The organism is Corallococcus sp. M7, from assembly GCF_054512695.1.
Genome location: NZ_CM137252.1, coordinates 5,812,496 through 5,836,288 on the forward strand (window position 1 = coordinate 5,812,496; position 23,793 = coordinate 5,836,288).

The 23,793-nt window shown below is 71.3% G+C and carries 17 protein-coding genes; 7 read left to right on the plus strand and 10 right to left on the minus strand.

The annotated features are described in order from the left end of the window. Window positions 1-16: 16 nt before the first annotated feature. Window positions 17-2,512, plus strand: coding sequence for a hybrid sensor histidine kinase/response regulator (locus ACX114_RS23190; RefSeq protein ID WP_459287884.1), 2,496 nt, complete (start codon window positions 17-19; stop codon window positions 2,510-2,512). 23 nt (window positions 2,513-2,535) lie between these two features. Here ACX114_RS23190 and ACX114_RS23195 read toward each other — a convergent pair whose 3' ends face one another. Both ACX114_RS23195 and ACX114_RS23200 read right to left on the minus strand, forming a co-directional pair. Beyond that, window positions 2,536-3,012: a DUF3592 domain-containing protein gene (locus tag ACX114_RS23195; RefSeq protein WP_459287886.1), complete on the minus strand. Its 477-nt coding sequence runs from the start codon at window positions 3,010-3,012 to the stop codon at window positions 2,536-2,538. 13 nt (window positions 3,013-3,025) lie between these two features. Continuing rightward, the gene (locus ACX114_RS23200) at window positions 3,026-4,699 is read right to left on the minus strand and encodes a S53 family peptidase (protein WP_459287888.1); all 1,674 of its coding nucleotides are present in this window, start codon (window positions 4,697-4,699) and stop codon (window positions 3,026-3,028) included. Between the two features lie 96 nt (window positions 4,700-4,795). Between ACX114_RS23200 and ACX114_RS23205 the strand changes: the two genes are divergently transcribed. Genes ACX114_RS23205 through ACX114_RS23220 form a run of 4 tightly spaced genes read left to right on the plus strand, consistent with a single transcriptional unit; the run spans window position 4,796 to window position 11,510 of the window. Further along, the gene (locus tag ACX114_RS23205) at window positions 4,796-6,985 is read left to right on the plus strand and encodes a TOMM precursor leader peptide-binding protein (RefSeq protein WP_459287890.1); all 2,190 of its coding nucleotides are present in this window, start codon (window positions 4,796-4,798) and stop codon (window positions 6,983-6,985) included. 3 nt (window positions 6,986-6,988) lie between these two features. Next, window positions 6,989-8,941: a B12-binding domain-containing radical SAM protein gene (locus tag ACX114_RS23210; protein ID WP_459287892.1), complete on the plus strand. Its 1,953-nt coding sequence runs from the start codon at window positions 6,989-6,991 to the stop codon at window positions 8,939-8,941. A 3-nt stretch (window positions 8,942-8,944) separates the two neighbouring features. Beyond that, window positions 8,945-10,102, plus strand: a complete 1,158-nt coding sequence (locus tag ACX114_RS23215; RefSeq protein WP_459287894.1) for an amidohydrolase family protein — start codon at window positions 8,945-8,947, stop codon at window positions 10,100-10,102. Window positions 10,103-10,112: 10 nt separating this feature from the next. Beyond that, the gene (locus ACX114_RS23220) at window positions 10,113-11,510 is read left to right on the plus strand and encodes a SagB family peptide dehydrogenase (protein WP_459287896.1); all 1,398 of its coding nucleotides are present in this window, start codon (window positions 10,113-10,115) and stop codon (window positions 11,508-11,510) included. Window positions 11,511-11,529: 19 nt separating this feature from the next. On the opposite strand, the gene ACX114_RS23225 is transcribed toward ACX114_RS23220, so the two are convergent. From ACX114_RS23225 to cysD, 7 genes are read right to left on the minus strand one after another with little or no spacing between them, the layout of a single operon-like run. Further along, window positions 11,530-11,892 (minus strand): BMA_0021/BMA_0022 family TOMM bacteriocin, encoded by a 363-nt coding sequence (locus ACX114_RS23225; RefSeq protein ID WP_459287898.1) that lies wholly within the window; start codon window positions 11,890-11,892, stop codon window positions 11,530-11,532. 51 nt (window positions 11,893-11,943) lie between these two features. Beyond that, entirely contained in the window at window positions 11,944-16,035 is a 4,092-nt protein-coding gene (locus ACX114_RS23230; RefSeq protein WP_459287900.1) for a TOMM system kinase/cyclase fusion protein, read from the minus strand. Between the two features lie 8 nt (window positions 16,036-16,043). After that, window positions 16,044-17,462, minus strand: coding sequence for an ATP-binding protein (locus ACX114_RS23235; RefSeq protein WP_459287902.1), 1,419 nt, complete (start codon window positions 17,460-17,462; stop codon window positions 16,044-16,046). Next, window positions 17,453-17,836 carry an FHA domain-containing protein gene (locus ACX114_RS23240; protein ID WP_459287904.1) on the minus strand — a complete coding sequence of 128 codons (384 nt, stop codon included), beginning with the start codon at window positions 17,834-17,836 and terminating at the stop codon, window positions 17,453-17,455. Before ACX114_RS23240 ends, ACX114_RS23235 begins: the two co-directional genes overlap by 10 nt. Window positions 17,837-17,894: 58 nt before the next feature. Continuing rightward, entirely contained in the window at window positions 17,895-18,455 is a 561-nt protein-coding gene (cysC, locus tag ACX114_RS23245) for an adenylyl-sulfate kinase (protein ID WP_014397431.1), read from the minus strand. 10 nt (window positions 18,456-18,465) lie between these two features. Then, a complete protein-coding gene (locus tag ACX114_RS23250; protein ID WP_459287906.1) occupies window positions 18,466-19,731 on the minus strand; it encodes a sulfate adenylyltransferase subunit 1 in 1,266 nt (421 codons plus the stop codon). Continuing rightward, complete coding sequence (gene cysD / locus ACX114_RS23255; protein WP_014397433.1) at window positions 19,731-20,636, minus strand: sulfate adenylyltransferase subunit CysD; 906 nt, start codon at window positions 20,634-20,636, stop codon at window positions 19,731-19,733. The genes ACX114_RS23250 and cysD overlap by 1 nt, the downstream gene beginning before the upstream one ends. A 235-nt stretch (window positions 20,637-20,871) precedes the next feature. On the opposite strand from cysD, the gene ACX114_RS23260 reads away from it, so the two are divergent. Then, a complete protein-coding gene (locus ACX114_RS23260; RefSeq protein WP_459287908.1) occupies window positions 20,872-21,648 on the plus strand; it encodes a thioesterase II family protein in 777 nt (258 codons plus the stop codon). Here ACX114_RS23260 and ACX114_RS23265 read toward each other — a convergent pair. After that, entirely contained in the window at window positions 21,645-22,427 is a 783-nt protein-coding gene (locus tag ACX114_RS23265; RefSeq protein WP_459287910.1) for a 4'-phosphopantetheinyl transferase family protein, read from the minus strand. The genes ACX114_RS23260 and ACX114_RS23265 overlap by 4 nt on opposite strands. Before the next feature lie 103 nt (window positions 22,428-22,530). Between ACX114_RS23265 and ACX114_RS23270 the strand changes: the two genes are divergently transcribed. Then, window positions 22,531-23,739: a phosphatase domain-containing protein gene (locus tag ACX114_RS23270; protein WP_459287912.1), complete on the plus strand. Its 1,209-nt coding sequence runs from the start codon at window positions 22,531-22,533 to the stop codon at window positions 23,737-23,739. Window positions 23,740-23,793: the final 54 nt, after the last annotated feature.

Consider the following 23,793-nt stretch of genomic DNA (forward strand, 5'->3'; position numbering starts at 1 on the left):
TGCCCCGACTTCTCCCGTGACCGAGCGTCTCCGGCTGCTGCTCGTCGATGACGACGAGGTCGACCGGCTCCTGGTCCAGCGGCTGTTGGACACGACCGGGCTCGCGGTGGACGTGGTGGAGGCCACGAGCGGGAGCGAGGCCCTGGAGCACCTGAAGGCGCGGTCCTTCGACGTCATCCTCCTGGACTTCTTCCTGCCAGGAGAGGACGGGTTCTGGGTGCTGCGCGAGCTGGGCAGCCGGGGCTCGCGCTCACCCATCGTCGTCCTCACCGGCCAGGGCAGCGAACAGACGGCCGTCGAGCTGATGAAGGCGGGCGCGTCCGACTACATCGCCAAGAGCCGGTTGTCCGCGGAGCGGCTGGAGCAGAGCCTGCGCCAGGCCATGCGGCTGCACCTGGCGGAGCAGCGGCACCGGGCGCTCGCGGAGGCCCTGCCGCAGATCGTCTGGACGGCGGGCCCGGATGGACGCCCGGACTACTTCAACCAACGCTGGTACGACTACACCGGCCTGCCGGCCAGGCCTGCGTCGGAGGAGCGCGGGAGCACGCCTCCCCTGCTCCCCCGGGACGTCCTCCACACCGATGACGTGGTGGGCTGCCTGGACCGGTGGAGCGAGAGCCGGCACGTGGGAGGCCCCTTCGAGTGCGAGGGCCGCATCCGGCGCCACTCGGACGGCACCTGGCGCTGGCATCTCATCCAGGCCCTGCCGCTGCGCAACGCGCACGGCCGCATCCTCCAGTGGCTGGGCACCTGCACCGACATCGATGATCAGAAGCGCGCGGCGGAGACGCTGAGCTTCCTGGCGGAGGCGAGCACCATGCTCACCGCCTCGCTGGAGATGTCCGTCACGCTCGAGCGGCTCTCTGCGCTGATCCTCCCGAGGCTGGGCGACTGGTGCGCGGTCTACCTCCAGGACGATGACGGGCCGGTGCGCCAGGTGATGGCCGCGCACGTGGATGCCTCACGGGTGCCGCTGCTGCGCGAGCAGCACCTCGCCTTCCATCCGTCCGCCACCGCCAGCCATGGCGTCGCGCGGGTGCTGCGCACGGGCGTGCCGGAGCTGGTGCCCGAGCTCACCGACGCCGTCCTTCAAGAGGCGCTGGGCCCCGCGGGCGACGACGCGCGGATCCGCCCGGGGTCGTGGGTCATCGTCCCCCTGTGGGCGCAGCGGCGCGTCTTCGGGGCGCTGAAGGTGTGCGCCCTCCCGTCCGGTCGCCGCTACGGCGCGCGGGACATGGAGCTCGTGCAGGAGCTGGCGCGGCGGGCGGAGATCGCCATCGACAACGCCCGGCTGTTCGAGATGGCCAAGGCGGAGCACCTGGTCGCCGAGCAGGCCAACCGCGCCAAGGACGAGTTCCTGGCCGCGGTCTCCCATGAGCTGCGCACCCCGCTGATGGCGATGGTGGGCTGGACGCGGATGCTGCGCTCGGGGCAGCTGGGCCCGGAGAAGGCCGCGCGGGCCCTGGAGGCGGTGGAGCGCAACACGCAGGTGCAGACGCAGCTCATCGAGGACCTGCTCGACGTGTCGCGGATCATCACCGGCAAGATGCGGCTGGAGATCCGTCCGGTGCTCCCCGGCATGTTCATCGAGGCGGCGCTGGACTCCGTGCGGCACGCCGCCGAGGCGAAGGGCGTCACGCTCAGCGCCGAGCTGCCCCCGGGCTCCGGCTCCATCCACGGCGACGCGGACCGGCTGCAGCAGGTGGTCTGGAACCTGCTCACCAACGCCATCAAGTTCACGCCCCGGGGCGGCCAGGTCACCGTGCGCCTGCGGTGGGTGGAGGGCCACGTCGTCATCGAGGTCCAGGACACCGGCCAGGGCATCCCCCGCGCCTACCTGGGCCAGATCTTCGAGCGCTTCTGGCAGGTGGACGGAAGCTCCACCCGGAAGCATGGCGGGCTGGGGCTGGGGCTGGCCATCGTGCGGCACCTCACGGAGCTGCACGGGGGCACCATCGAGGCGACGAGCCAGGGCGAAGGGCATGGCGCCCTCTTCCGGTTGACGCTGCCGCTGTCGACCGCGGCCTCGTCGCGGGGGAGCGCGCCGTTCGTCCAGGTCCAGGCGCGCCAGGAGGTGCCCTCGCTCGATTCAGGCATCTTGAAGGGACTTCAGGTGCTGGTGGTGGACGACGAGCCGGACGCGCTCGAGCTGCTCGCCGTGGTGCTGGAGGGCCGAGGGGCCGAGGTCTTCACGGCCGCCAGCGCGCGCGAAGCGCTGGAGAAGCACCACGTCCACCGCCCTCACGTGATCATCTCCGACGTCGGCATGCCGGGAGAGGACGGCTATTCCTTCATCCGCAGGCTGCGCGCCCTGCCCCTGGAGCAGGGCAGCCAGACGCCGGCCATCGCGCTCACCGCCTTCGCGCGGATGGAGGACCGCACCCGGGCGCTGCTCGCGGGCTTCCAGATGCACGTGCCCAAGCCCATCGAGCCGGCGGAGCTGATCATCGTCCTGGCCTCGCTCACCGGGCGGCACCCGCGCGTGGACTCACAGGTGCAGGCCGTCCGCTAGGCGCCGAACCCTCACGGCGCGGGCTACCGCACGAACCGGAGGCCCACCAGGCTCAGCACCGCGCACAGCAACGCAATCCCCGCCGCCAGCGCGGGGCCCCGCGCGGCGTCTGGGTTCACTTCCAGGAGGCTGCGCCGGGGCTCCTTCGGGCTGTAGCGCACGGTCACCGTGGAGCCCACCGGGTAGCGCTCCACATACCGCGTCAGCGCCGGACCGGGCTGGGGGTTCCAGAGCAGCAGCTCCCTCGGAGTCTCGTTGGAGAGCGTCTCCCCGACATACGACTGGCCATCCACTTCGTAGGCGTAACGCGCCTTCACGCGCCAGTAGCGGCTCTTCGAGTACCCCATCTCCACCGACATCTCGAGCACGCGCCCTGGCACTGTCGGCCGGGCCAGGAATGCCTGCGTCGAGCTGTGGATCATCCAGGCGCCAATCCCCAAGAGCACGCCGAAGAACAGGCCGCCCCACACGAGGACACTCAGGAGGTTGCGAAGCCACATGGTGGAGTAGACCTCAGTGCTTGCGGCGCTGGAGCCTGCGCAGGCCCGTGAGCAGCGCCTCGCCGTCCGGCGTACCCAGGCCCGTGCATGCGTTCCACAGCGTCGCGTCGCTGGCGAAGTACGCGCCGTTGCCGCCGTGGGTGATGCGGCGGACGACGAGCTGTCCCTCGGTGACGAGCGCGTACAGCCGGGGGTGGAGGAAGCCCACGCGCGCCCCCAGTGCCTCGTTGAGGCGGACGATGAGCGCGGCCCACATGGGCGCGGCGGCGCTCGTGCCCGCGGCCACGCCCTGCTGGCCCTTGAAGACGATTTGGTAACCGGTGTGCAGGTCCGCGTTCGCCGCGACGTCCGGCACGCCCCGGCCCGTGCTGCGGGACACTTCGAACACGCCGTTCTTCCACGACGACTTCACCAGGTCCGGCACGCCCATGCCCTGCTGGTACAGCGGCAGCGCGTTCATGGTGCTGACGCCGCCGCTGCTCGCGCCCGCGGCCGTGGAGCTGGGGCCCATGGACATCGCCTCGCCCAGGCGGTTCCACACGCGCTCGTGGTGGAGGACCTCCCCCACCGCCTCCAGCGTGGTGCCGCCGCAGCCCAGCACCAGCGCGCTCGCCGCGGGGTAGCTCGTCGCGGCCAGGGTGATGGCGCCCGTGGGCGAGTGGGAGGTCACCGGCACCTGCGAGCCCAGGTCGCCGGACGCGGCGCACACGGTGATGCCCAGGAGCGCCGCCTTGATGAAGAGCCGCTCGAAGGCCAGCTCCTCGCCCTGCTGGATGAGCGACCCTTCGTAGAAGGACCAGCTGGTGGTCAGCACCGACGGCAGGTTCTCCCGGTCGCTGATGGCCTCCGCCAGGACGCGGTAGTAGTCGCGCAGCGAGTAGTCCTTCGACCCCGCGTTGTAGACGACGACGCGCGCGGCCGGACACACGGACGCCACCAGCTCCACGTCCATGGTGACCTCCGCGTTGGAGGCGGTGTTGAGGACCCCCGCCTTGTTCGGCCCCACGGTCACCACCGGCGCCGTGCGCTCCACCCCCACGGACTTCAGGTACGCATCCAGGTCCGACTGCTTGTAGCCGCCCGCCAGCTCGATGATGCCCACGCACTGGCCCTCCCCCTGGTTGCGGGGGTAGCGGTAGAGGTTGGCCACCTGGGGCGCCGTGTACGTGCGCAGCCCGGCCTGTCGAGCCATCTCCCGGGGGATGGGCAGGGCCGCCGCGTTGTGGGTGACGAGCGGCCGTGTGTCCAGGCCCAGGACCCACTCCGCCACGCCTTGCAGCGCGCGCGGCAGGGTCACCGGCTTCGTGTGCGTCAGGTAGGAGGTCTTCCCGTGGGTGAAGCGCCGCAGGTCGACTTCGAAGGCCTTGCGCACCGAGGCCGTGGAGCCCTGGAGCACGACGGAGCCCAGGTCGCGCCGCTCGGAGGTGATGGTGAGGCCATGGCTCTTCGCGAAGCGCCGCACGGCGGCCAGGTGCTTCGGGTCCGTGCCGTACTTCGCCTCGAACTCGTCGTGGGTGAGCGGGCGGCGCGGCGGGTTCGCGCACAGCTCCTCCACCGTGGGCAGCGGCGCTCCGTGGCGCAGCAGCAGGGTGATCTCCACCGTGCCAGTGGCGGAGCGGCTCCGGAGCGGGGGATGGAGGGACGCCGGGGAGACACGCGCGCTCTGCGCCAGGGGGATGCGGGCCATGCGCGGCGTTCTACCACGCGGGGTCCGGGCTCCCGGAAGCCCTGGCCGGGTCGTATCCACGAGCGCGGGCGACCGGGTAGGCTCGCCCGCCTGCCCATGGACCGAGTCCTCCGCATCAAGCCCCACCTGCGCGCCGAGGTGCTCGACGCGCGGCGCGTGTTCCTCGTTGGAGAGCGCGCCCAGTTCCTGCTGGAGGGGGAGCTGCACGCGAGCATCGTGCCCCTGCTGGATGGCGAGCGCACCGTGGCGAACGTCATCGCCGCGCTGGCGGGACGTGCCTCCGCGCCGGAGGTGCTCTACGCGCTGTCGCTCCTGGAGGAGCGCGGGCACGTGGAGGAGGCGCACGACGTCTTCGACGCCAGCGTCGCAGGCTTCTGGGAGTCGCTGGGCGTGGGCGCGGCCACCGCGGCCGGACGGCTGCTGGACGTGTCCGTCTCCGTGCACGCAGTGGATGGCGAGGACGGCGAGGGGCTGGCGGAGGCGCTGCGCGACACCGGCCTGGACGTGCGCGACGACGCCGACCGCCGCGTGCTGCTGGTGGACGACTACCTGTCGCCCGAAGCGCTCGCGCTGGCCCGGGAGGCCCGGAGCGCGGGCGCCGCGTTCCTCCCGCTGAAGGTGTCCGGCACCGCGTGCCACGCAGGTCCGGTCGTGGGCCCCGAGCGCGCCTGCTGGACGTGCCTCACGTCGCGGCTCTTGGACAACCGTCCCATCGAGAAATACCTCGCGCGCAAGGGCATCCCGCCGCGCGCCACCCGCCCGCCGCGCACGGGCCTGCCCACCACCGCGAAGGCGGGGCTGTCCCTCGCGGCGACGCTCGTGGCCCGCTGGGTGGTGGACGGCCCTGGCGGCCCGGGACAGACGCGGCTGTGGACGCTGGACTTCGCCACCTGGAAGCTCGAATCGCACACAGTGGCGAGGCGTCCGCAGTGTCCGGACTGCGGAGACCCCCACTGGATGGAGGCGCGCGCGAAGCAGCCCCTGGAGCTGGCCTCGCGCACCAAGCATTTCACCGAAGATGGCGGCCACCGCATCCTCACGCCCGAGCAGACCTGGGAGCGCCACCGCCACCTCATCAGCCCGGTGACGGGCGTGGTGAGCGACCTGCGCGCGGTGCCGGGCGACGCACCGCTGGGCCACGTCCAGTCCGCCGTCTTCCGCGTGTGCCCCTGGACGGACGCGCCGGCCTCCGACGACTTCCACCGCGTGGCCAGCGGCAAGGGCCGCACGGAGGCCCAGGCCCGCGCGGGCGCGCTGTGTGAGGCGCTGGAGCGCTACAGCGCCGTGTTCCAGGGCGACGAGCCCCGCGTCCACGCCACCGCGTCCGAGCTGGGCGCGCAGGCCGTGCACCCGGACGCGCTCCAGCACTTCAGCGCCGCGCAGTTCCAGGCCCGGCCCGAAAGCGCGAGCCGCGACATGCGCACCGCGGTGCCCCGGCCGTACGCGGATCAACCCATGGACTGGAGCCCCGCGTGGTCGCTCACGCACGGGGTCCACAAGTACGTGCCCACGTCGTTCGCGTACCTCTTCGCGCCCACGCCCCCGCGCGGAGACGGGCCGTTCTGCTTCTTCAACTCCAACGGCAACGCGGCGGGCAACTGCGTGGAGGAGGCCATCCTCCAGGGCTTCCTGGAGCTGGTGGAGCGCGATGCGGTGGCGCTCTGGTGGTACAACCGCCTGCGCCGGCCGCGCCTGGACCTGCGCTCCTTCGACGAGCCGTGGTTCGCGTCCGTGAGCGAGCACTACCAGTCGCTCGGCCTCACGTTGTCGGTGTTGGACCTCACGCACGACCTGGGCATCCCGGTGTTCGCCGCGCTCGTGTGGTCGCCGGAGCGCGGACGGGCCTGGGCCGGGTGCGGCTGCCACTTCGACGCGAAGCTCGCGGTGCAGCGCGCGCTCACGGAGGTGGCCCAGTGCTACGACCCGAAGGACCTGTCCCCGTCGCCCTGGGACGCCAGCGCGCACGATGACGTCAGCTGGCTCTTCCCCAATGATCTGGTCCCCGCGCGCGTCCGCGCCGACTTCCCGCGCGTGTGGCACGACGACCTGCGGGACGACGTGCGCGAGTGCGTGGCCCGGGCCGCGAGCGTGGGACTGGAGACGCTGGTGGTGGAGCAATCACGGCCCGACGTGGGCGTATCCGCGGTGAAGGTCATCGTCCCGGGGCTGCGCCACTTCTGGCCCCGGCTGGGCCCCGGCCGGCTGTATGACGTCCCCGTGCGGATGGGGTGGCTGAAGGCCCCGAAGACCGAAGCGCAGCTCAACCCCGTGCCCTTCTACTTCTGAGCGATGGCGTCCGTCCTTCCCCCCAAGCCTCGCATCCTGCTCGTCCAGTGCGGCCCCGACCGGCGCCACGTGGACCGGGAGACGGAGGACTTCGACCCGGAGCGCGGCCTGGTGAAGCGCGCGACGATGACGCCGCTGGCCTGCGCGACGCTCGCGGCGCTCACGCCGGACACCTTCACCGTGGACATCTGGGACGAGGAGCTGCACGGCCAGCTCCGCGCGGACACGGAGCTGCCGGACTACGACATCGTCGGCGTGTCGGTGATGTACTCCGCCCTCACCTACCAGGCGCGCTTCCTGGGCGGCCACTTCCGCGACCGGGGCGCCACCGTGGTCGCGGGAGGCCCCGCCATCTCCGCCGCGCCAGAGGACTACCGGGGCTTCTTCGACGCCCTCTTCGTCAACGAGGCGGAGCGCACCTGGCCGCGCTTCCTCGCGGACTGGCTCGGAGGCGAGTACGCGCCCGAGTACCGGCAGCTCGACAAGCCTTCGCTGAGCGAGAGCCCCCTGCCCCGCTGGGACGCCATCGCCACGGACCTCCCGCGCTACGCATGGGGCTCCGTGCAGACCACGCGCGGCTGTCCGTTCGACTGCTCCTTCTGCGACGTCATCTACCTGTACGGCCGCAAGCAGCGGCACAAGCCGGTGGAGCGCGTGCTGGACGAGGTGCGCACCCACGCGGCGCTCGGAGCCGAAGGCGTCTTCTTCGCGGACGACGAGTTCATCGGCGACGCGGCGTACGCGAAGGAGGTGCTCGCGGGGCTCGTTCCCCTCAACCGCGCCCTGCCCCGCCCGCTGCGCTTCTTCACCCAGGTGACGATGAACCTGAGCCGCGACGCCGCGCTGCTGGAGGGCATGGCGGACGCGAACTTCTACACCGTCGTCCTGGGCATCGAGTCCTTCGACACCGGCGCGCTCAAGGAGGCGCAGAAGCACCAGAACGTGCGCGCGGACCTCGTGGGCGACCTCTTGCGCATCCAGGCGCACGGCATCGGGCCCCGGGGCAGCTTCATCGTCGGGTTCGACCACGACACGCCCGCGGTCTTCGACTCACTGCACGCGAACATCCAGCGCACGCACCTGCCCTGGGTGGTGGTGGCGCCGCTCCAGGCCCCGCGCGGCACGAAGCTGTGGACGCGGCTGCGCGCGGAAGGCCGGCTCGCCACGCCCCGGAAGACGCACGCGAAGGACCGGGGCGCCATCGTGCTCAACGTGATGCCCCTGGGCATGACGCGGCTCCAGCTGCTCGAAGGCTTCCGCGATCTGGTGGAGCGGCTGTCCACCTGGGACGCCGCCTGCGAGCGCATCCGGGGCTTCATCGCCGGCATCCAGCGCCCGCCCCAGGTGGAGGAGCCCCACTGGCCGGAGGCCGTCACCGACCGCTTCCTGCGCGAGGCCACCACCACCTGGGCCCTGACGCCCGCCGAGCGCCACGCGCTGGGGGACACGCTCGCGGAAGTGCGCCGCACCGCCCCGGCGATGCTGCCGCGCGCGGTGTTCTTCCTCGCGCGAAACCAGAACGAGCGCCGCCGCCATGAGCGCCTCTTCACGGACTTCGACGCGGTGCTGGCCGCCGAGCGCCAGGGCGACCTCGTCCCGGACACGCAGCCCGTCTACGTGCCGCCCGGCTTCGCCACCGCGATGCGCGACGTGTTCCCGGACCTCTTCGTGCGCCTGAGCCGCGACCTGCCGGACCGCCGCGAGGTGCCGGAGGCCTCACGCGACGTGCTGGTGGACTTCGTCGCCCGCTGGGGCGAAGGCTTCCAGGCGCTCCAGCCGCAGCACCACGAGTTCCTGCGCGAGCTGTGCGACCGGGAGGTGGCGGCGCGCGGTGGCCATCCGGGCTCGCTGGAGGTCTCCGAGGAGCAGGCCCTGCGCACCCAGGCGCGCCGCACGGGTCTGCTGGAAGCACTGCTCAAGGACGTGCGCGACGAGCTCGCGAGCTGGGGACCCTGACGCATGCGTGACGGCCTTCACATCTTCGATGCGGACCGGCACGTCCTGGAGCCGCTGAGCCTGTGGGCGGAGCAGCTGGAGCCCGGCCTGCGCCGGCACGCGCCCCGCCCGGGACGCCTTCCGGACGAAACGCTGGAGGAGCGCCTGGCGCGGCTGGGCCCCCAGGGCCTGCTGCCCGTGCTCCCCCTGCCGGAGGTGGACGGCAAGCCGCTGTGGAACCACATGCCGGAGAAGGCCTGGCTGGAGTTCTCCGCGCGCTCCTACGCCCAGCTCGGGCGAAATGAAATGTTGCAACGGCCGGACGTGTACCTGGCCCAGATGGATCGCGACGGCGTGGACATGGCGGCCCTGTTCCCCACCTATGCGCTGCTGCTGGAGGGCTTCTCCCCCCTGGAGCCCCGCGTCGCGACGGCCTTCGCGTCCGTCTACAACACCTGGCTGCACGGCTTCTGCGCACACCAGCCGGAGCGCCTGCGCGGCGTGGGGCTCATCAGCCGGCACCAGCCGGAGGCCATGGTCGCGGAGGTCCGCCGCGTCGCGGGCTTCGGCTGGCGCGCCGTGATGGTGCGCCCCAACCCCATCGGCGGCCGGCTGCTGTCGGACGCCGCCTACGAGCCCTTCTGGTCCGAGTGCGAGAAGCTCTCACTCGCGGTGGTGCTCCACGGCAGCGGCCACGTCTACGTGCCCTCCGCGGGCGCGGACCGCTTCGACACCCGCTTCGCCAACCACGTCTGCGCCCACCCCATGGAGCTGATGATGGGGCTGCTCGCGCTCCTCCAGGGGGGCGTGCTGGAGCGGCACCCGGCCCTGCGCATTGGCGCCATGGAGGCCGGCTGCGGGTGGCTCCCATACTGGGCGTGGCGCCTGGATGAGGAATATCGCGCTGTGGGTGCAGAGGTCTCCGCCACCATCCGACAGCTCCCTTCCTCGTACCTGCGCCAGCACTGCTTCGTTTCCATGGAACCGGACGAGCCGTACGTGCCTGACGTGGTGCGCCACCTCCCGGAGGACCGACTGGTCTTCGGAACCGACTTCCCCCATCTCGACCACGGCGAGGATGTGCTGGGGGCGATGCTGTCCTTGCGTGACGTGATGACCGAAAGTCGTCTACGAAAGGTTCTCTGGGAAAACCCGACTCGGTTCTACGGTGTGGAACCGTGAGGCCGCACGAATGAGATTGTCGCTCGCCGAAGGTGTGGCGCTGCGTTGCCCCGACGCGGAGGACGCGCGCGTGGAGGGCCCTGGCCGCTCACTGCGGTTGGGCCCGCTGGCCCCCGGTGTGCGCGCCGTCTTCGAGTCGCTCGCGGACGGAGGCATCCACGAGACGGAGGTGCCGGCCGCCGCGGGCTCGGACACGACGCTCGCGTGGTACTGGCTGGACCTGGCGGGAGACGGCGGCCTGCTGTCGTGGACGGTGGAGGAGCGCGGCAACCTGCTCCTGACGCTCACGCCCGCGTCCGCGTCGTTCCTGCGCCACCGCGCGACGTTCGACGCGTCCCAACCGCTTCAACTGTCGCGCTTCGCGCACACGCGCATGGCGGAGGGCCGCGCGGTGCTGGACTGCCCCACGGTGCACGCCACCGCGGCGCTGCACGACCGGCGCGTGGTGTCGCTGCTCTTCGACATGGCCCGCCCCACGCTGCTGGCGCGGCTCAACCAGTTCAACACCGGCATCGAGTCCTTCACGCTGCGCGAGCTGGTGCGCCTGCTGGCGGAGACGGGCATCCTGGTCCCCAACGGCCTGGACGTGCCGGCATCGGAGGAGACGCAGACGGCGCTCAAGCAGTGGGAGCCGCACGACCTGCTCTTCCACCTGCGCTCACGCGGCTGGGGCCACCAGACGCGCGCGGGGGCCACCTACCGCTTCCGGGGAGAGCTGCCCAACCCGCCCGCCCTCAAGCCCACGGTGACCGAAGAGGTCGTGGAGCTGCACCGGCCGGACCTGGAGGCGCTGCGCACGGGGGGAGACCGCTCCTTCACGGAGGTGCTGGAGGCCCGCCGCAGCCTGCGCGGCCGGGGCGCCGCGCCGCTCACCGTGAAGCAGTTGGGAGAGCTGCTCTACCGCTCCGCGCGCGTGCGCGACGTGCGCACCACGCAGGACGGTGAAATCACCGACCGACCCTACCCCGGCGCGGGCGCGGTGTACGCGCTGGAGCTCTACCCCATGGTGGGCGAGTGCCAGGGCTTGGCCCCGGGCGCCTACCACTACGACCCGCTGGGCCACCGGCTGGAGAAGCTGAGCGGCCCCACGCCGGAGTTCCACGCGCTCCTGGACGAAGCCCGCGCGCCGGTGGAGCCCTTCGAGCGGCCGGAGGTGCTGATGGTGGTGGCCGCGCGCGTGCCCCGGCTCGCGTGGAAGTACGAGACGCTGGCGTACTCGCTGGTGCTACAGGACACGGGAGCGCTGGTGCAGACGCTCTACCTGGTGTCCACCGCGATGGGCCTCAGGCCCTACGCGCTGGGCCGGAGCGATCCGGACTTCTTCCAGCGCGTGGCGGGCGTGGACGGCTTCGGCGAGGCCAGCGTGGGCGCCTTCGCGGTGTCGGGGGGCGAGTTCCAAGACCGCTAGGCGCCCCCCGCGCGCTGTTTCAGCAGCAGGGGCTGCCGCAGCAGTGCGAGCGGCCGTAGGTGTCGGTGAGGCTGGAGAGCGCCACGGCGTGGTCCGCCACGTCGGCCGGCTTCTTCGGCAGGTGCAGCTCCACCTCCGCGTTGTTCACCTTCCAGGAGCCGTCCGCCGCCGCGTCCTTCGTGGTGGAGGGGACGACCTTCAGGTGGATGCTGGCGGGCAGGTCGAAGTCGAAGCGCTTCTTGAGGGCCTGGCGCGGGTCCTTCTGGAGGGCCGCCTCGAACTCGGGCTCCTTCCACGCCAGCGCGACGGCGCGCATCCACACGGCCTGCCAGTCATTCACCGAGGCCTTGGCCTCCGGGCCCCGCGTGGGCTTGCGCGCCACGGGACGGACCGTGCGGGCGCGGCCTTCGACTCCGGCTTCTTCTTGCTCATGTCAGCGTTCTCCTCCCAGCGCATCCAACAGCACGCGGGCCTCCGAGACGGGCGGTGTCCCCCATCCTTCGGAGAAAGTACTGTAGACCGTTTGCAGGCGTTGCCGGGCTTCTTCCTGTCGCCCGGATGCCTGGAGCACCCGCGCCAGGGCGGTGACGGCCTGCAGCTCCCGCATCCGCGCGCCCTGTGCGTGTGCCACCTCCGCCGCCTGCCGGAAGCACGTCTCCGCGGAGGGTGCAGTGTTTCCATCCCGCTGCAGCAGCACCCGCCCCTTGACGTGAAGCATCCTGGACTCGTGGTACGCCTCGCCCAGGGCCTGCGCGCGCTGCCAGCCGCGCTCCACGGTGGCGAGCGCCGCCTCCACGTGGCCCAGCTCCAGCTCCAGCTCCGCGAGCATGGCGTAGTACGCCGGCTGGTCCATCTCCGTGCCGAACGCCTCGCGCAGCGCGACGCCGCGGCGCATCGCCTCCACGTCCTTCACGGCCCAGGCGCGCAGGATGCCCACGTAGGCGGACTGCTCCAGCAGGCCGTAGCGGTGGGACAGCTCCGTGTGCTGCGCGATGAGCTGGAGCGCCTCCGTCCGGTCGTTGTGCTCCTGGGCAATCAGCAGCAGGTAGATGAACGACAGGCCGATGCTGGTGCCGTGGTTGAGCTCGCGGCCCCACGCCACCGCGGCCTCGCCGTGCGCCTTCGCCTGGTCCGGGAAGCCCAGCAGCCACTTCCCCCGGCACAGCACGGACTCGCCGCCCACGCGCGTGTCCTGTCCGTAGAGGATGCGGTGCATCCGGTGCGCGACCGGGTCGAAGAGCGCCAGGCACCGGTCCGCCTTCGCCTTCGCCTCGCCCAGGCGGCCCTCCAACAGCTCGATATTGGAGAGGATGGTGAGCGCCACCGCCTCCTGGCCCGCGTCCCCGTTGCGCTGCGCCAGCGCCACCAGGCGGTCCAGCAATCCGCGCACCCGGCGCTGATCACCTCCCAGGTGGTAGAAGATGGAGAGGACCCACAGCGTCGGGGCCGCGTATGGGCTCTCCCCCACCGTGAAGAGCAGCTCCAGCGAGCGCTCGGCCACGTTGCGCAGCTCCTGTGAGCGCCAGCCCTGCGTGGACATCAGCGCCGGAGCGAGCACGCCGTTGAGGCTCAGCTCCAACTGCGCGCGCTCCACCGGGTCGTCGATGGCGTCCAGCCACGACAGGCCCAGCCGGGCGAAGAGGATGGCCTCCAGGTAGGCGGAGCGCACCAGCGCGGCGAACGCGGCCTTCTGCGCGTAGAGGATGGCCTTGCGCTTGAGGTTCGCGGCGGCCCAGTGGTGCGCGAGCAGGTCCGGCCGCGACTCCACCTGGTCCTGGAAGTGCGTCTCCAGCGCCTCCGCCGTCTTCGCGTGCATCTGCTGGCGGTAGCGCTTGAGCATGGAGTCGTAGGCCGCGTCCCGCACCAGCGCGTGCTTGAAGAGGTACACGGGCCCCTTCGGCCGGCGCTTGCGGTGCAGGAGCCCCGAGCCCACCAGCCGCTCCAGGTCCGCCTCCAGCGCCTCGGGCGTCAGCGGGCTCACGTGGCGGAGCAGCTCATGCGTCAGCTCACGGCCCAGCACGGAGGCGATCTGCGCGGTCTCCTTGGCGCGGCCCAGCCGGTCCAGGCGGGCGACGAGCAGGTCCCGCAGCGTGCCCGGCACCGAGGGACCCGCCTTGCCGGCCTCCAGCGCGAAGCGGCCCTCGCGCTCCACCAGCGCGCCGGACTCGCGCAGCGTGCGCACCAGCTCCTCCACGAACAGCGGGATGCCGTCCGTGCGCGTGGCGATCTCCTCCAGCGCCTCCGGCGAGAGCGGGCCTCCCGCGGCGGCGGTGGCCAGCCGCTCCACCTCCGCGCGAGCCAGCGCGCCCAGTTGCACCTGCGTCACCGCCGAAGCGGCCCAGGGCGGCTCCAGCTCCGGCCGCGCGCTGAACACGGCGAGCAGGCGCGACGAGGCCACCTCCTCCACCAGCGCCTTGAGCAGCTCCAGCGTGGACGGGTCCGCCCAGTGCAGGTCCTCCAGTGCCAGCACCACGGGCTGGCGCTCCGCCATCGCGGCGAGGAACGCGAGCAGCGCGTTGCGCGTGAGCTCCCGGTGCTTCAGGGGCGACACGTCCAGCGGCGCCCAGCGCTCCGGCGGCAGCGGCAGGGACAGGAGCGACGCGAACAGGGGCAGCGTCTCTGGCAGCTCGAAGCTGTAGCCGGACAGCAGCGCCTCCAGGCCCGTGAGCCGGCCCTCCGGCGGCAGGTCGCGGTTCGGGTCCAGCATCCGAGTGAGCAGGTCCACCACGGGGGCATACGCCTGGCCGGAGCTGTCCTCCGTGCAGCGGGCCTCCAGCCACGTGTGGGGCTCCGCGCCCAGCCGGTCGCCCAGCTCGCGCATGAGGCGCGACTTGCCGATTCCCGGCTCGCCCGAAATCAGCAGCGCCTGTCCCTGCCCCGAGCGCACCTGCTCCCAGCGCGACAGCACCAGGTCCAGCTCGCGCGAGCGGCCCACCAGGGAGAGCGCGTCGTCGGTGCCGCTCCACGTCGCGTCCGCGCCCTGGAGCACGAACGTCTCCAGGCCCGGCGGCAACAGCTCGTTCGGGGACGCGGGCGCGGGGTCCAACGGGAAGTGCTTGCGCACCAGTTGCTGCGTGTCACCCGTGACGAGGATGGCGCCCGAGGGCGCGGAGGTGGACAGCCGGAAGGCCAGCTTCGGCGTGGTGCCCACCACGAAGCCCAGGCCGGAGAGCGTCGGATCTCTCTGCTCGCGCGACACCACCAGGCCCGTGTGCAGGCCCACGCGGATCTCCACGCGGGTGCCGCGCTCGGCTTCAATCGCACGGCCGCGCCGCTTCACCTCCGCCACCATGTCCAGCGCCGCCTGCGCCGCGCGGCGCGCGTCGTCCTCCCGCGCCGCCGGATAGCCGAAGTAGAAGAGGACGATGTCGCCCAGCGCGCTGGCGATGTGGCCGTTGTAGCGCCGGGCGATCTCGATGCAGACCTCCTGCTGGGCGCCCAGCACGTGATCCAGCTCCTCGATGTCCACCGGCCCCGGCGCCGTCTGCGTCGCGGACAGCGTGCAGCACACCACCGTCAGCTGCCGGCGCTCGCCCTCCGCCCACCGGCGCGAGCGCGTGGACACGGCGTTGGGCGTGCGGCTGGACAGCTCCACCGTCGCCGTCTCCGCGTTGGGAGCCGCGGGCTGGATGCGCACGGGCGCGGGCCGGCGCGGCAGGTTGGACACGTCCACCGCCTCCAACTGGCGCAGCAGCACCTCTGCGGACACGGTGCGCTGGGACGGGTCCTTCGCGGTGACGCGCTGGAGCAGCTTGCCCAGCGGGTGCGCGGCGATGGCCGGCGGGATGGGCACCGGCTCCGAGGAGAGCTGCTGGAAGATGACCTCCGCGACGGTGGCGGCCTCGAAGACGCGGCGGCCGGTGAGGCACTCCAGGAACACCAGGCCCCACGCGTACAGGTCCGAGCGCGGCGTGGGCGCCTGCCCGCGGAGCTGCTCCGGCGCCGCGTACGACGGCGTGCCCAGCGACTCATTGGTGGACGTGATGCGCGGCTGCGCCTCCGTGCGCGTCAGCTCGTCCGTCACCGACCCGATGCCGAAGTCCAGCACCAGCGCGTTGCGGCGCGCGCCGGTGGGCACGACCATGATGTTCGCGGGCTTCAGGTCGCGGTGCACCACGTTCTGCGCGTGCGCGCACGCCAGCGCGTCCAGCAGCTGGAGCATCAGGTGGCGCGCCTCCACCGGATCCAGCACTCCCTCCTCCGCGAGCACCTGCGCCAGGTTCTTGCCCGGCACGAACTCGAAGATGGAGTAGACGGCGCCGCCCTGCGCGCGGCCCGAATCGATGAGCCGCACGATGTTCGGGTGGTGCATCTGCGCGCACAGCTTCATCTCGCGCTCGAAGCGCGCGCTGCGGCGCTCCACCGACTCCGGCGTCGCGCCGTCCGTCAGGCGCAGGAGCTTCACCGCCACGTTCTGGCCGGTGGTCACCTGGCGGGCCTTGTAGACGCGGCCGAAGCCGCCCTCGCCCAACTCCGACAGGAGCTCATACCGGCCCTGGAAGGCCTCCAACAGCGCAGGATCCATGAGGTTCTTCATCGCGTCCCCGAGCCTCGCTCCATTGATGACCGTCCCCCCCGCCTGGGCAGGGTGATGACGAACTCCGTGAACTCACCCGGCGCCGACTCCATGCGGAACGTGCCCTGGTGGCCCTGCACGATGATGTCATGGCTGAGTGACAGCCCCAGCCCCGTCCCCTGCCCTGGCGGCTTCGTCGTGAAGAAGGGGTCGAAGATTCTGCCCGCGCTCTCCGCGGGGATGCCCGGTCCATTGTCGCGCAACCGGACCTCCACCTGCTCCTGACGCACGAGGGTGCGAACCTTGAGCACCGGCACGTACGTGGCGCCCTGCGTCTGGCGCTTCTGACGCATGGCGTAGAGCGCGTTGTCCACGACGTTGATGATGACGCGGCCCACGTCCGCGCGGCTGAGCTCCAGCCGTCCCACGGCCGGGTCGTACTCGGCCTCCAGGCGGACGGTCAGGGGCTCGCCCCGCATGCCGCCCTGCCCCAGCGCGACGCTCTCCGCGACCAGCGCGTTCAGGTCCACCGGTTCGCGCGGTCCGGGTGAGCGGCGCGCGTGCTGGAGCATGCCCTGGATGAGCGCGTCCGCGCGGCGGCCGTGCTCGTTGATCTTCTGCACGTTGGTGCGCAGGCACGCGAGCGCCTCATCCACGTCGCGCACGGAGTCCGCCGTCAGCCGTTCACGCTGCGGCTCCAGCACGCCGGCCAGGTCCTCCGTGAGGCCCACGGAGAGGCCGGCGAAGTTGCTGATGAAGTTGAGCGGGTTGCGCAGCTCGTGCGCCATGCCGCCCACCAGCGCCGCGAGCGAGGCCAGCTTCGCGTCCATGATGAGCTGCATGCGCTGCACCGTCTCCTGCTCGATGCGGCGGTAGAGCCGCGCGTTCTCCAGCGCGAGCGCCGCCTGCCCCGCGAACGCGACGAGGAACTCCAGGTCGTCCTCGGAGAAGCTCTTGGGCGTGGAGACGTTGTCCACGTAGAGCACGCCCAGCACCTCGTCGCGGGGCTTGAGTGGCACGCACATGGAGGCGCGGATGGAGCTGAAGATGACGGACTCCGCGGCGCCCAGGCGCGGATCATTCACCGCGTCGGAGAAGAGCGCCGCCACGCTCCGGCGCAGCACGAAGTCCACGATGTTCTGGCTGTAGATGGGCCCGCGCACGGCCGTGCCCTCGGCCGTCTTCGTCACGCGCGGCTCCAGCTTCCCGGTGGCTTCATCCACGAGCAGGATGGCGCCCCGCTCCACGTGGAGGATTTGAAACGCCAGGTCCAGCACCCTGCCGGGCAGCGCCTCCAGGTCGTCCGTGACGGACAGGAGCTTCGCCACCTCCTGGAGGATGCGCATCCGCTCGCGGGCGCGCGTGGCCGTGCCGGGGGCCACCACCGCGGACTTCTCCGAGCCGGACACCGCCTGCACCAGCGTCTTCAGCGGCACGCGGGTGAGCGCGCGCGTGAGCTGGGGCCGGGGCTCGTCGGAGGCGGAGCCGGGCGGCCCGCGGGCGCGGCCGGTGGCGCCTCGTGGGTGAGCAGGAAGACGAGCTCGCCCAGGGTCAGCGTGTCGCCGGGGCGCAGCTCCTTGCGGCGGATCTGCACGCCGTTGACGAACGTGCCGTTCTTGCTCTGCAGGTCGGTGACGAAGAAGCGCCCATCGGAGGGCTCGATGCGGGCGTGCTGGCGCGACAGGCTGCGGTGGGGGATGCAGATGCCCTGGTCGTCCGCGCGGCCAATGGTGATGGGCGCGTCCCCCAGTGGGTAGGACAGCTCATCCGGCTGCCCTGGATTGTAGACGAGCATCGGCACGGCCTTCACACCCCCTCCGGGGTTGGAGCCTAGCCGAAAAGCGACGGCCGGAACCGGCCCGGCCGTCTCAGGCGGCGCTCGCGGCCGGCGCCAGCAGCCCCCGGTCGCGCAGCGTGTCGAGGATGCGCTCCACCCCCGCCTCCACCGTCTCCGCGTCGGAGCGGACGGTGATTTCCGGGGACTCGGGCGGCTCGTACGGGTCCGACACGCCGGTGAAGTGGGGAATCTCCCCGGCCAGGGCCTTCTTGTAGAGCCCCTTCACGTCGCGGGCGATGAGCGCGTCCAGGCTGGCCTGGACGTAGCACTCCAGGAACGGGATGCCGGCCTGGGTGGCCAGGGCGCGCACCTCGTCCCGGGAGCTCTTGTACGGAGAGATGGCGGCGGTGATGACGCCCACCTCGTGCTTCGCCAGCACGCGCGCCACGTAGCCGATGCGCCGGACGTTCTCCTCGCGGTCCGCGCGGCTGAAACCCAGGCCGCGGGAGAGGTACGTGCGCACCTCGTCCCCGTCCAGGAGCTCCACGCGCTGCACGGGCGACAACTGCCGCGCCACCGCGGTGGACAGCGTGCTCTTGCCCGCGCCGGACATGCCAGTGAACCAGAGGATGAAGCCCGGACGCTGTTGCATCGCCATTCCCTTACCTGTCCACGGCGGGGCCGTTGATCATCCCCGCGCCCACGGTGGCGTTGGTGCCTTCGTCGATGAGGATGAAGCTGCCGGTGCTGCGGTTGCGCCGGTACTCGTCGAAGAAGAGCGGCACCGTCGTGCGCAGCGTCACCCGGCCCACCTCGTTGAGCTTCAAGCCGGAGCTCTGCTCGTCTCGGTGCAGGGTGTTGACGTCCAGCCGGTAGTGTAACTGCTTCACCATGGCGCGCGCCATGCGGGTGGTGTGCTTGATGGCCAGACGCGAGCCGCTGTTGAGCTGCGTCGAGTCCGACAGCCAGCAGACCATCGCGTCGATGTCCTGGCTCGCGGTGGGCGGGTTGCCCGGGCGGCACAGCATGTCGCCTCGGCTGATGTCCAGCTCCTCCTCCAGCGACACGTTCACCGACATGGGCGGGAACGCTTCCTTCAGCGGCTTGCCCGCCAGCTCCAGCGACTTGATGCGCGTGGTGAACCCGGACGGCATCACCATCACCTCGTCGCCCGGGCGCATCACGCCGCCCAAAAGCTGCCCGGAGTACGCGCGGTAGTCGTGGAACTTCTTCGCGGACGCCGGCCGGATGACGCCCTGCACGGGGAAGCGCAGGTGGATGAGGTCCCGGTCGGACGCGATGTGCACGTTCTCCAGGTGGTGCAGGAGCGTGGGGCCCTGGTACCAGGCCATCTTCTCCGAGCGCGTCACCACGTTGTCCCCGCCCAGCGCGGAGATGGGGATGAACGACAGGTCGGACACGTCCAGCTTCATGGAGAACTGGCGGAACTCCTCCCGGATGCGGTCGAAGACGCCCTGGTCGTAGTCCACCAGGTCCATCTTGTTCACGCACAGCACCAGGTGCGGCACGCGCAAGAGCGACGCGATGAACGCATGGCGGCGCGTCTGCTCCAGCACGCCCTTGCGCGCGTCCACCAGGATGAGCGCCAGGTCCGCCGTGGACGCGCCCGTCACCATGTTGCGCGTGTACTGCAGGTGTCCGGGCGTGTCCGCGATGATGAACTTGCGCTTCGCCGTGGAGAAGTAGCGGTACGCCACGTCGATGGTGATGCCCTGCTCGCGTTCGGCCTTCAGGCCGTCCAGCAGCAGCGCCAGGTTGACGTACTCGTCACCCCGGGCCTGGCTCGTGCGCTCCACCGCGGCGAGCTGGTCCTCGAGGATGGACTTCGTGTCGTACAACAGCCGCCCGATGAGGGTGCTCTTGCCGTCATCCACGGAGCCCGCGGTCGCGAATCTCAGCAGTTCCACTAGAAGTATCCCTCGCGCTTGCGGTCTTCCATCGCCGTCTCAGAGAACTTGTCGTCCGCGCGGCTGGCGCCACGCTCCGTCACGCGGGAGGCCGTCACCTCCGCGATGACCTGCTCCACGGTGGACGCCGTGGACGGCACGCACGCGGTGCACGTCATGTCGCCCACGGTGCGGAAGCGCACCGTCTCCGTCGTCACCGTCTCGCCGGGCATCATGGACATGAAGGGCGACCAGGCCATCAGCATGCCGTCCCGGCGGAACACCTCGCGCCGGTGCGTGTAGTAGATGGACGGCAGCGCCACGTTCTCCCGGCCGATGTACTGCCAGATGTCCAGCTCGGTCCAGTTGGACAGGGGGAACACGCGCAGGTGCTCACCGCGGCGGTGACGCCCGTTGTAGAGCGCCCACAGCTCCGGCCGCTGGTTCTTCGGATCCCACTGGCCGAACTCGTCGCGGAAGGAATACACGCGCTCCTTCGCGCGGGCCTTCTCCTCGTCGCGCCGGGCGCCGCCGAAGACGGCGTTGAAGCCGTTCTTCTCGATGGCCTCCAGCAGGGGCTGCGTCTGCAACCGGTTGCGGGACGCGCGGGGGCCCTTCTCCTCCGTGACCTTCCCCGCGTCGATGGCCTCCTGCACGGACGCGACGATGAGCCGCGCGCCCAGCTCCGCCACCCGTTCATCGCGATACTGGATGACCTCTGGGAAGTTGTGCCCCGTGTCCACGTGCATCAGCGGAAACGGCAGCGGCGCGGGCCAGAAGGCCTTCACCGCCAGGTGCAACATCACCGCGGAGTCCTTGCCACCGGAGAAGAGCAGCACCGGCCGGTCCAGCTCCGCCGCGACTTCCCTGATGATGAAGATGGACTCGGCTTCCAGCGCCTCAAGATGTGAAAGCTCGTAGCTCACGGCCAGGCAAGCTACCACAACCCGTCCCACGCCCAACCGTGGCCATGAAGGTTTCCGCCTCCGCGAGCGTGAGACACGGCGGATGTGACATGCGGGAGGGGGCGGTGAAACATGGCCGGAGGACCTGCTGGGAGGGATGTTTCACGGCCCCACTCCGGGTGCGTGCCCGGGACCCCCACCCGGCGTGCGGGAGGGGATTTTCGCGCGGGGGGCGCGTGGTATAGACGGCCGCGCCATGGCAAGCGCATCCCCTCCCGTCCAAGACCGTTGGTTCCCGTCCCGCAAGCCGCTTCCGGAGCCGCGCCTGCGCCTGTTCTGCCTGCCGTTCGCCGGTGGGAGCGCGGCCATCTACCAGCCCTGGAACATGGCGCTGCCCACGGGCGTGGAGCTGTGCGCGGTGCAGTTGCCCGGGCGCGAGCGGCGCCTGATGGAGCCGGCGATGAAGTCCCTGCCGGAGCTGATGGACGTGCTGATGCCGGCGCTGACGCCGCTGATGGACCGGCCCTTCGCGCTGTTCGGCTACAGCATGGGGGCGCGCATCGGCCTGGAGGTGGCCCGGAGGCTGAAGCGCCAGGGTGGCCCGAAGCCGCTGGGCTTCATCGCCGCGGCGGCGCCCCCGCCGTCGCACAACGACCGGGAGCCCATCCACACGCTGGATGACAAGGGCTTCATCGCGAAGCTGCGCGAGTACGACGGCACGCCGGAGGAGGTCCTCCAGCACAAGGAGCTCCTGGAGCTCATCCTCCCCACGCTGCGCGCGGACTTCGCGCTGGCCTGGTCGGAGAACGGCAAGGACACGGCCCCGCTGAACATCCCGCTGTCCGTGTACGCGGGCAAGGGCGACAAGCACGTGGACCTGGACGTGATGGAGCACTGGCGCGAGGAGTCCACCGCCGACGTGCGCATCCGCCACTTCGAGGGCGGCCACTTCTTCATCCGCACGCACGGGCCGCCGGTGCTGGCCGCCGTGCGCGAGGACCTGACGCGCTGGATGACGGCCGCGCAGGGTTAGGCCGTCTTGATGACCGGGGCCATGTCTCCGGCGAGCGGCACGGTGTGCTGCCAGCGCACCGTGAGCGCCCCACCCCGGGGCCTGCGGAAGGCCACCGCCGCCTGGTGCCGGGTGGACGGCTTGTGCTGCATGAACTGCCACACGTCCGGCAGGTCGTTCATCCGCGGGTCGAAGGCGATGCGCGGCATCTGTCCCGGCACCAGGTCGAAGCCGAACTGATCCAACGGCAGGGACAGGCCCGCGCCGCGCGCCTTGATGTAGGCCTCCTTCAGGGTCCAGTACTCGAAGAAGCGCTCACGCTGACGCTCCTTGGGCAGCGAGCGCAGGGCCTGCACCTCCGTCTTCGCGAAGTAGTGGTCGGCGATCTCCACCGTCTCGCCCGGCCGCTCCGCGTCCTCGATGTCCGCGCCCAGGTCCACGTCGCGGCCCACCGCGACCAGGGCCATGCCGTCCGTGTGGCTCAGGTTGAAGCGCAGCCACTGGCCCTCGGGGCCGACGATGGCGGGACGGCCGTACTCGTTGGGGACGAAGCGCCAGGCCTCCGGCGCGACGGGCGCGTAGCGCGACAGGGTCAGCCGCACCAGCGCGTGCGACACCAGGTACTGCCGCTGGTGCCGCTCGAAGTGGAAGCGCCGCTGCCGCTCGCGCTCGCTCGGGTCCAACAGGGCCTTGTAGGCCTCCAGGAGGCGCGGATCGTCGATGCGCTCGGGTTCGACGATCCACACGTGGACCTCATCGGGGCGCAGGTCGAGGGGCGTGGAGGAGGGGGAGACCGTCATGTCGTGCAGGCAATCAGGAACCGCCGCGCCTGTCACGGGGGCTGGTCCGGCCGCTCGGCGGGCGCGTAGGCTTCGCGGCCCTTACGCCCAGGGAGGGACACGCATGGACCTGACCACCGCGACCACGAAGCTCCAGGCGCTGCGCCGGGACATGACGGGCCACACGGACCGGAACGACGAGCGCCGCATCCTGGACCTGCTGGCGGGCGCCACCAGCGAGGAGCTGAACTTCCTCCTGTCCAACGTGGACCTGGTGCGCCTGCTGTCGGACCTGGATGACCGGCTGGTGGGCCCGGATCATCACACGGAGCTGCTGGACCTGCTGTGCACGCGCCGCGCGCCGGAGCTGTCCCTGCCGGTGCGCGCGTCGCTGGCCACCGCGCTCCAGAAGGGCGCCACGCATGCCCAGGCGGAAGCGCGGCTGCGCGACCTGTTCCTGGGGCTGAAGGGCCGCGAGCTGACCGGGTTCAAGAACCTGCTGGAGGCGGGCGGCGAGTACCACGACCTGCACAAGCTGGTGTTCGACGACGTGGACGACGTGGCGCTGCGCGCGGAGCTGCTCACCCACTTCCAGCGCGAGGCGGACGCCTTCCCCAGCGGCGAGAACAAGGTCCTGAGCGACATCGACGACACGTTCTTCGCCAACTGGGTGGACAAGCGCTACCCGCCGAAGACGGTGTACCCGGGCGTGCTCGCGTTCTACCAGGAGCTGGACCGGGGGCCGGGCATCATCCCGGGCCGCGCGGGCGACCTCGTCTTCGTGAGCGCGCGCCCGCAGGATCCGCTGGGCCTCATCGAGAACGCGACGCTGGACTCGCTGAGCCGGCGCGGCGTGCCGCTGGCGGTGATGCTCTCCGGCAGCTTCTTCTACCTGCTTGGCAACACGCGCATCGCGCAGAAGAAGTTCGAGAACTTCGAACAGTACGCGCGCCTCTTCCCCGAGTACGGCTTCGTCTTCGTGGGCGACAGCGGCCAGGGCGACGTGGAGTTCGGCGCCCGCATGCGCGAGTCCCTGCCCCAGGCGGTGCGCGCCGTGTTCATCCACGACGTGGTGGCGACGCCGCAGGCGAAGCGCGACACCTGGCGCGCGAAGCACGTCTTCTTCTTCGACACGTACGTGGGCGCCGCGGTGGACGCGTTCCACGCGGGCGTTATCTCCCGCGACGGCGTGGACCGCATCGCCGCCGCCGCGACCGAATCGCTGGCGGCCATCGCCTTCCCCTCCCCCGCCCAGCGCCAGGAAAGGGAAGCGGAGCTGAAGCGCGACCTGGAGCTGGCGCGGGCGCTGCCCCGGACGAGCGCGCCCGTTTGAATATCCCGCGGGCGGGCACGTCGCCCCGAGGCCAGCGCCCTCTCGAAAGGGTTT